The organism is Flavobacterium branchiophilum NBRC 15030 = ATCC 35035 (assembly GCF_002217205.1).
In the GTDB taxonomy this organism is placed as follows: domain Bacteria; phylum Bacteroidota; class Bacteroidia; order Flavobacteriales; family Flavobacteriaceae; genus Flavobacterium; species Flavobacterium branchiophilum.
Map to the genome: position 1 here is coordinate 20560 of NZ_MUGT01000089.1, position 7126 is coordinate 27685.

5 protein-coding genes are annotated in these 7126 nt (G+C 32.7%); 4 read left to right on the top strand and 1 reads right to left on the bottom strand.

Translation table 11 applies throughout. From position 1 onward, the window contains the following. Nucleotides 1-18 precede the first annotated feature (18 nt). From B0A58_RS10745 to B0A58_RS10760, 4 genes are all read left to right on the top strand, one after another. Entirely contained in the window at nt 19-1266 is a 1248-nt protein-coding gene (locus tag B0A58_RS10745; RefSeq protein WP_089081061.1) for a type IX secretion system plug protein, read from the top strand. 201 nt (nt 1267-1467) lie between these two features. Beyond that, nucleotides 1468-1854: a Co2+/Mg2+ efflux protein ApaG gene (apaG, locus tag B0A58_RS10750; protein WP_089081062.1), complete on the top strand. Its 387-nt coding sequence runs from the start codon at nt 1468-1470 to the stop codon at nt 1852-1854. Nucleotides 1855-1963: 109 nt separating this feature from the next. Continuing rightward, a complete protein-coding gene (locus B0A58_RS10755) occupies nt 1964-3367 on the top strand; it encodes an APC family permease (protein WP_089081063.1) in 1404 nt (467 codons plus the stop codon). 406 nt (nt 3368-3773) lie between these two features. Then, nucleotides 3774-4481, top strand: coding sequence for a hypothetical protein (locus tag B0A58_RS10760; protein WP_133063128.1), 708 nt, complete (start codon nt 3774-3776; stop codon nt 4479-4481). A gap of 34 nt (nt 4482-4515) precedes the next feature. Here B0A58_RS10760 and B0A58_RS10765 read toward each other — a convergent pair whose 3' ends face one another. Then, complete coding sequence (locus tag B0A58_RS10765; RefSeq protein ID WP_089081065.1) at nt 4516-6927, bottom strand: DUF5916 domain-containing protein; 2412 nt, start codon at nt 6925-6927, stop codon at nt 4516-4518. Nucleotides 6928-7126 lie beyond the last annotated feature (199 nt).

Sequence of the window (7126 nt, forward strand, 5' to 3'; positions counted from 1 at the left end):
TTGCTTAATGCTAACGTTATGATAAAAATTGTATCTTTATTTTTTTTGTTAATAATTTTCAATTTGAATGCCCAAATTGAAAAAGAAATATCACCGCCCTATAATATTAAAACTGTTACTTTTGTTCAAAACGGTCAAAATGTTACGCCTTTTTTTCAATTGGGCGACAATTTTAGTTTAGAATTTGACGACTTATTTGGCAATGAGGCCAATTATTATTACTCGATAACCATGTGTGATTATGATTGGAAAGTAGCAGAAATGTCAAAAAATGAATACATTCTAGGTTTTGACGACATGAGAATACAGGATTATACAAACTCATTCAATACCTTGCAAATATATTCGCATTATAAAATAAGTTTTCCAAACAAAAACACGCAAATAAAATTGAGTGGCAACTATATGTTGAAAATATTAAACGAAGATAAAGAAGTCATTTTTGCAAAAAAAATGGTTTTGTATGAAAATATGGCTCAAGTGGCATTGCAAGTTCGTAGAACCAGGCAAACATTGGAATTGAATTACAAGCACAATTTAGATTTTACAATTAATTCTAATGTACTTAATTTTCAAAACCCATTATCTAATGTCAAGGTTGTATTGATGCAAAATGGACAGTGGCAAAACGCTATTTCAAATATCAAACCACAATATACAATTGGCAACGATTTGATTTATAGATACGACAAAGAAACTCAGTTTTGGGCAGGAAATGAATTTTTGTATTTTGACTCAAAAGATATAAGAATACCTACAAATGTAATTTCGTTTGTTGATTCAAACAGTGGCGTTTATAATACTCATTTGTATGCTAATACATATCGTTCGAGGTTTCCTTATACATTTTACCCTGATATAAACGGTAACTTTGTCATAAGAAGATTAAATGCAGAAAATAGCTCGATTGAGGCAGACTATTCTTGGGTGTTTTTTACATTAAAAGCACCAAATTATTCGGGTGTAAAAGATATTTATATCAACGGAATGTTTAACAACTATGCGTTTTCGCCCGAGAATAAAATGGACTACAATGCTGATACAGGATATTACGAAAAAGCCATAATGATTAAGCAAGGTTTTGTTAATTATCAATATGTGTTGAAAAATACCGATGGTACTATTGATGAAGATCACGCTGTTGATGGCAATTTTTATCAAACAGAAAATAATTATGCTGTTTTGGTATATTATAGAGAAAATGGCGGGAGGTATGATAGAGTAATAGCTAAAGGCGATGCCAATTCAACACAAATAATAAATTAGATATTAAAAAAAGCGTATAAATATTATTTGTTTTTTTTAATAATAAGTTCCACTAAAAATTTATGATACTGAAATCAGATGATTTTTTATTATTTGACATGATTTCAAACGATTTTACCATTAAAAAAAACAGAAAACTTGTTTTTGAATTGATTTTTTTTATAATTTTGAAAAAATAAAAGCAACTCCAATTCGATCATCATGGTAACCCAAATTACTCAAGGCATCAAAATATCTGTTTTAACCAGTTTTGAAGGAACTTACTTTAAAAACTGTCGTTTGCATTTTGCATTTACTTACCAAGTAACCATCGAAAATTTCAGTAAAGATTCTGTGCAACTCATTTCTAGGCATTGGAAAATATACGATTCGTTAAACGATTTGGAAATGGTAGATGGCGAAGGCGTAGTGGGCGAAAAACCGATTATAAAACCAGGCGAAACTTTTATGTACCATTCGGGTTGTTTACTAACCTCTACTTTTGGGGCTATGACTGGTTTTTTTAATATGATCAATTTTACAACCTCCAAAAAATTTAGAGTTACCATTCCTGGATTTCGATTAAGTGCTCCTTTTGCATTAAACTAATTTTTTTGTTCAATTAAAACCCTAGTATTTTTTTAAAAATCAAATTAAAACTATCTTTTTTTGGCAATTCAAAAAAGTTGAGTACCTTTCAGCCAAAATTTAAAAAAATATGCAAGTAGAGAATCAAGATAATTTCAAACGAGAATTGGGGCTTTTAGATGGTACCATGCTCGTTGTAGGATCCATGATAGGCTCAGGGATTTTTATAGTTAGTGCCGATATTGCCCGTCAGGTTGGCTCAGCGGGTTGGCTCATTATGATATGGTTATTATCCAGTGTTATCACTATGGTTGCAGCTGTGAGTTATGGCGAGTTGAGTGCCATGTTTCCCAATGCAGGCGGACAATATGTATATTTGAAAGAGTCTTATAATCAATTAGTTGGGTTTTTGTATGGATGGAGCTTTTTTGCAGTGATTCAAACTGGGACAATTGCAGCTGTTGGTGTGGCTTTTTCAAAATTTGCTGCCTATTTATATGAGCCATTTAGCGATGAAAATATCCTTTTTACTTTAGGCAATTTTCAACTTAATGCGGCTCAAATCGTTTCTATCATTACCATTATTTTCTTGACATATTTGAATAGTAGGGGAGTAAAAGATGGAAAAATACTTCAAACTGTTTTAACAATTGTAAAAATAGTATCTATATTTGGATTGATTGTTTTTGGTTTCATAGCTGCAAAATCTACCATTTGGCAACAAAATTGGGACAATGCTTGGATAACACAATCGTATAGCAAAGAGTCGGCTACATGGTTACCTATATCAGGTTTTGACTTAGTAGGTGCGGTTGCTGCAGCCATGGTTGGTTCACTTTTTTCGAGTGTGGCTTGGGAAGGAGTTACTTTTATAGCTGCTGAAATTAAAAATCCCAAAAAAAATGTAGGTTTAAGTTTGTTTTTAGGAACATTTATTGTAGGGTTAATATATGTTGTTGCAAATTTAATGTATTTGGCGGTAGTACCGCTACAAGATATTGCAACCGCCCAATCAGATCGGGTGGCTGTGGTGGCTTCGAAAAATATTTTTGGCGATATAGGTACCATTATTATAGCAGTGATGATCATGATTTCGACTTTTGCTTGTAATAATGGATTGATTATGGCAGGAGCTCGAGTATATTATACCATGGCACAAGACGGTTTGTTTTTGAAAAAAGCCGCTCATTTAAACCCAGCAGGTGTGCCAGAATGGGCTTTGTGGGCACAATGTATTTGGGCTTCGGCTTTATGCCTGACAGGAAAATATGGAGATTTACTGGATTTTGTTGTCATAATAGTGCTAATATTTTATATACTTACTATTTTAGGAATTTTTATACTTCGCCATAAAATGCCAAATGCCGACAGACCATATAAAGCATTCCTATATCCATACTTGCCAGCTATTTACATTATAATTGCTTCGGCAGTGTGCTTGGTATTATTGCTAACAAAGTTTGACACTTGTGGATGGGGTGTTTTAATCATGCTTTCGGGAATTCCTATTTATTATCTTTCGAAAAATAAGTAATACCAAACACAGCTCAATTCTAAATAAACAATAAATAAAAGTAATGTAATTGGGCGTTCCTACTTGGGTAGGGCTATCCGTTTCAAACAACGTTTATTGAACTCCAAAAGAAATATATTTGGTATAATATTGTGAAATAGTCTTTTTTGATAACCACATTCAGCAACTATATTCGTGCAATATAACACACTCCTTTTGGGCGCTGGGGGGCTTCTAAAAGGATTTCAACTGGTATCCCTAACGCAAAAGCTGCAATCTATGAGCATATAAACTCAAAACACTAATTCAATATTTTATCATTATTTTAAGATATTTGAATTAGTGTTTTTTTAATTTTACAGCATCAAATTTTGGGACAGCACAATATGTCCTACACTTGATAACAAAAATTAAATCGATACAACACATGAAATATTTAATGGTACTCGTTTGTAATATTGCTTTTGTTTGGTTTGCAAACGCCCAAAAAGAAATAGCAACAAAATCAAAATCGTTTCCAATAGCAGGAGCCAAATTTAAAGCACCAGAAGCTCCAAAACCACAGGTACCAGCTAAAGCATCACCTTTTGAACCTTCGTCCAAAGTAGATCTTTCGTCGCCTTTGTTTACACCCAGTACTTCATTTTCTAACGAAAAAAAATCAAATGTGATGCAAATTGGACAGCCTTCTCAGTTAGATATGTCGGCAGGACAGCATTTTGCCAATCCAAACGAAGGATTAATAGACAAATTGAATGGCAAAAATGCAAATGAAGTTTCCAAAAATTTCAAACTCATTCGTGGCAATCAAGATTTGGGCACTTTCAATACCAATTCAGGTCATGTAAATGTCAAATACCGAGATTTTGGTGAGGTCGATGGCGATCAGATTCGAGTATATGTCAATGGTGAAATGATTGAAAGTCAGATTTTGTTAGATTCCTATTACAAAGGATTTCAAATCAATTTGAAAACGGGTTTCAATAAAATAGAATTTGAAGCACTCAATCAAGGGCTTTATGGGCCAAACACCGCAGAACTCAAGGTATATGACGACAAAGGAAGTGTGGTTTCGTCAAATTATTGGAATTTAGCCACAGGATTTAGAGCTACCATTATGGTCATGAAAAATTAATTGTTGTTTTATTTTGAATGCACATTTATAAATTTTAAAGCCAATTTTTTGCCAAATTATAATCAATAAAATACTTTACACTAATTGAAAACACATGACTAAGGGCATTGTTGTTGAGTAATTGGTTGATGTTTTGACTGTAGTTTTTGTTGATTTCATTTTGAAATACAGCCGCATTATTGCGATACAAAACGGATACTTGGCTACCTGGAGCAAACCACCAATTGTAAGACAAATCCATGTTCCAAGAACTGAAATCTTGATTTTGTGGATTGTTAAAATAATCCAATGGTTCTAATCTTCCAAAGTCATTCAATGTTAGGTAATTTTTATTTTCTACAAACGACCAATAATGTCTAAAAGAAGCATTTAAAGTCATTTTGCTGTTCAACGAGTATTTAATCCAAGCAGCGGTATTCAAAGAAGTTACATTTCTATTCCCAAACACAATCACATCAGCAGTAGTAGCATTGCTGTCTGCATCTCCAAAAAATTGATAGCCTTTGATATTGGTATCTTTGATGTAATCAAGTTGTATTTGAAATGAAAATTTATCAGAAAATCTATATCTAGGAGTAACGTGTATCCCAAATGTTGTTTGCTTGTCTGTATCAAAAAACACCAAATAGGGATTGAAATCTATGGCAAATTTGTAGTTGTAATTTGTAGAAAGATAAAACCAGTTTTCAATACTTCTTGGCTGGATAACATATCTGTTGGCCACACGGGGTTCGTAGTAATTGTATTTTTCAAAAGGTTTTATTTCCATGCCATACTCATAAAAATTATTGTTTTTGGAGTTAAAATCATTAACAATATCAATCACATTTTCTTGTATTTTGTTGGTTTCTTTGTGCCAACGGGCATTTGCAAAAAGGCTGGTTCTGAATGAGTTAAGGTGTTTTGTTGGTTTCAAAGTTCGATAATTGAAACCGCCATTTAAGGTATAATAATTGGTTTCATAATTGATTCCTAAATCGTTAATGTCATACTCTTTAGTAACCACACCAATTCTGGCATTGTATCTGTATTTGCCACCATTATCTGCAAAACCTATATTGGTCGACACCCCGTCTTTGCGGTTGTCATCATTTACAAAGCTGTATTTTAGATCTCCCGAAATTTTGAATGTATTTGATTTTGAGTTCAAATCCCAAATTAAGCCCGAAACATTGGCATCTCTAAAATTACCATTTCGCATAACATTTGTATTGATAATAGAAAAAGATGAATTTTTTCTAAACCTTTGATCCAAAACAAATATGTTGTAATTGGTTAATGGTTCCACCGTTTTGGATGTAGTTTGATTGGTATCGGCATTATAAATTGTGGCAAAAGTTTGTTCTGTAACCGCATTTAAAAAACCAATTCCTAAACCGTCTTTTGTACGTCCTGATATTTTTGTAGCATTGATAAGGGCTACACTTGTTGGGTTTTCAATATACGATTCATTATCAGCCAGTGTATAACTTGGACTGCCTCCAATACGTCGTGAATAAAACAGCCCACCTTTTGAAAACAAGTCGGTACCTTCTGTAAAAAAAGCCCTATTTTCATCAAATTGTTGTTCAAAAGGAGTTAAGTTTAATATTTTATTATCATATTTGGTTTGTCCAAAATCAGGTATCAAAATGGCATCTAATGTAAAGGCATCGTTGATACCATATTTAATATCCAAACCTCCTTTTGGAGTGCCTTTGGTTTTTAAATCTTTGCTGGCATTCAAATAAAATGACGAATAAGGCAGTAAAAATAATCGAGTAGGGGTTTTTATATCTGCAATACCTGTCAAAATACCACTTTGTTGTGTAAAAGTACCTATTTTGTTATCTACTGGGTTCCAAACATATTTTTGATTGGCTCGTTTAATCATTCTAAAAAAGTTGAAACCCCATGTTTGTGTTTTTTCGCTCGAAAACCGCAATGCAGCATAAGGAATTTTCATTTCTACAACCCAACCTTTGTCTGTAATCACAGCTTTGCTATCCCAAACGGTATCCCAAGAATAATCTTCTCCTTGACTATCTGAAGCCACACAATCTGATTGGGTGTCGGCTACAGAAACAAAAAATCTAAAATCTTGTTGCCCATCATTAAAACCATTAATAAAAACGCCAAAAATGTCGGCAGTTCCAAAATCATCCCGAGGAGTAAGTTCTTTTAAAATTTTTTGTGGCTCGTCATCAAGCAATAAAGCTGCAATATATATAGCGTCGTTGTCATATAAAACTTTCACATCAGTGCTTTTTTCTGGCAAAATGTGCTTGCCATTGTCGGGCTCAAACATAATAAAATCTGTTCCAGCTGTGGCACTTTCCCAAGATTTCTCAGAAAGCTTTCCGTCAATCACTATTTTTTCGGATATGAATTGGGTTTTTAGTTCTTTCTTTTGTGCCAAAACTGAAAATGTACTACAAAATAATAATGTATAAAAAATAAACTTCATTTGATTTGAGTTGTAATATTATATGTTGAATTTGAGAAAAACGTTAATTCCTTTTTTCTAGTATATAATAGACACTTTTTTATCTTTTTTGTTACAATTAAATTGATAATATTCCAATTTGTATTAAGGATTTTGAAAATGTCAATTTGAAACTATTTTTTTTTTTAAAGTAAATATTATTTATTTTAACCCAACTTGC

Bases quoted from the DNA above. Each gene is read 5' to 3' on its own strand.
- B0A58_RS10745 (WP_089081061.1), top strand. From the start codon at position 19: ATGATAAAAATTGTATCTTTATTTTTTTTGTTAATAATTTTCAATTTG.
- apaG (WP_089081062.1), top strand. From the start codon at position 1,468: ATGGTAACCCAAATTACTCAAGGCATCAAAATATCTGTTTTAACCAGT.
- B0A58_RS10755 (WP_089081063.1), top strand. From the start codon at position 1,964: ATGCAAGTAGAGAATCAAGATAATTTCAAACGAGAATTGGGGCTTTTA.
- B0A58_RS10760 (WP_133063128.1), top strand. From the start codon at position 3,774: ATGAAATATTTAATGGTACTCGTTTGTAATATTGCTTTTGTTTGGTTT.
- B0A58_RS10765 (WP_089081065.1), bottom strand. From the start codon at position 6,927: ATGAAGTTTATTTTTTATACATTATTATTTTGTAGTACATTTTCAGTT.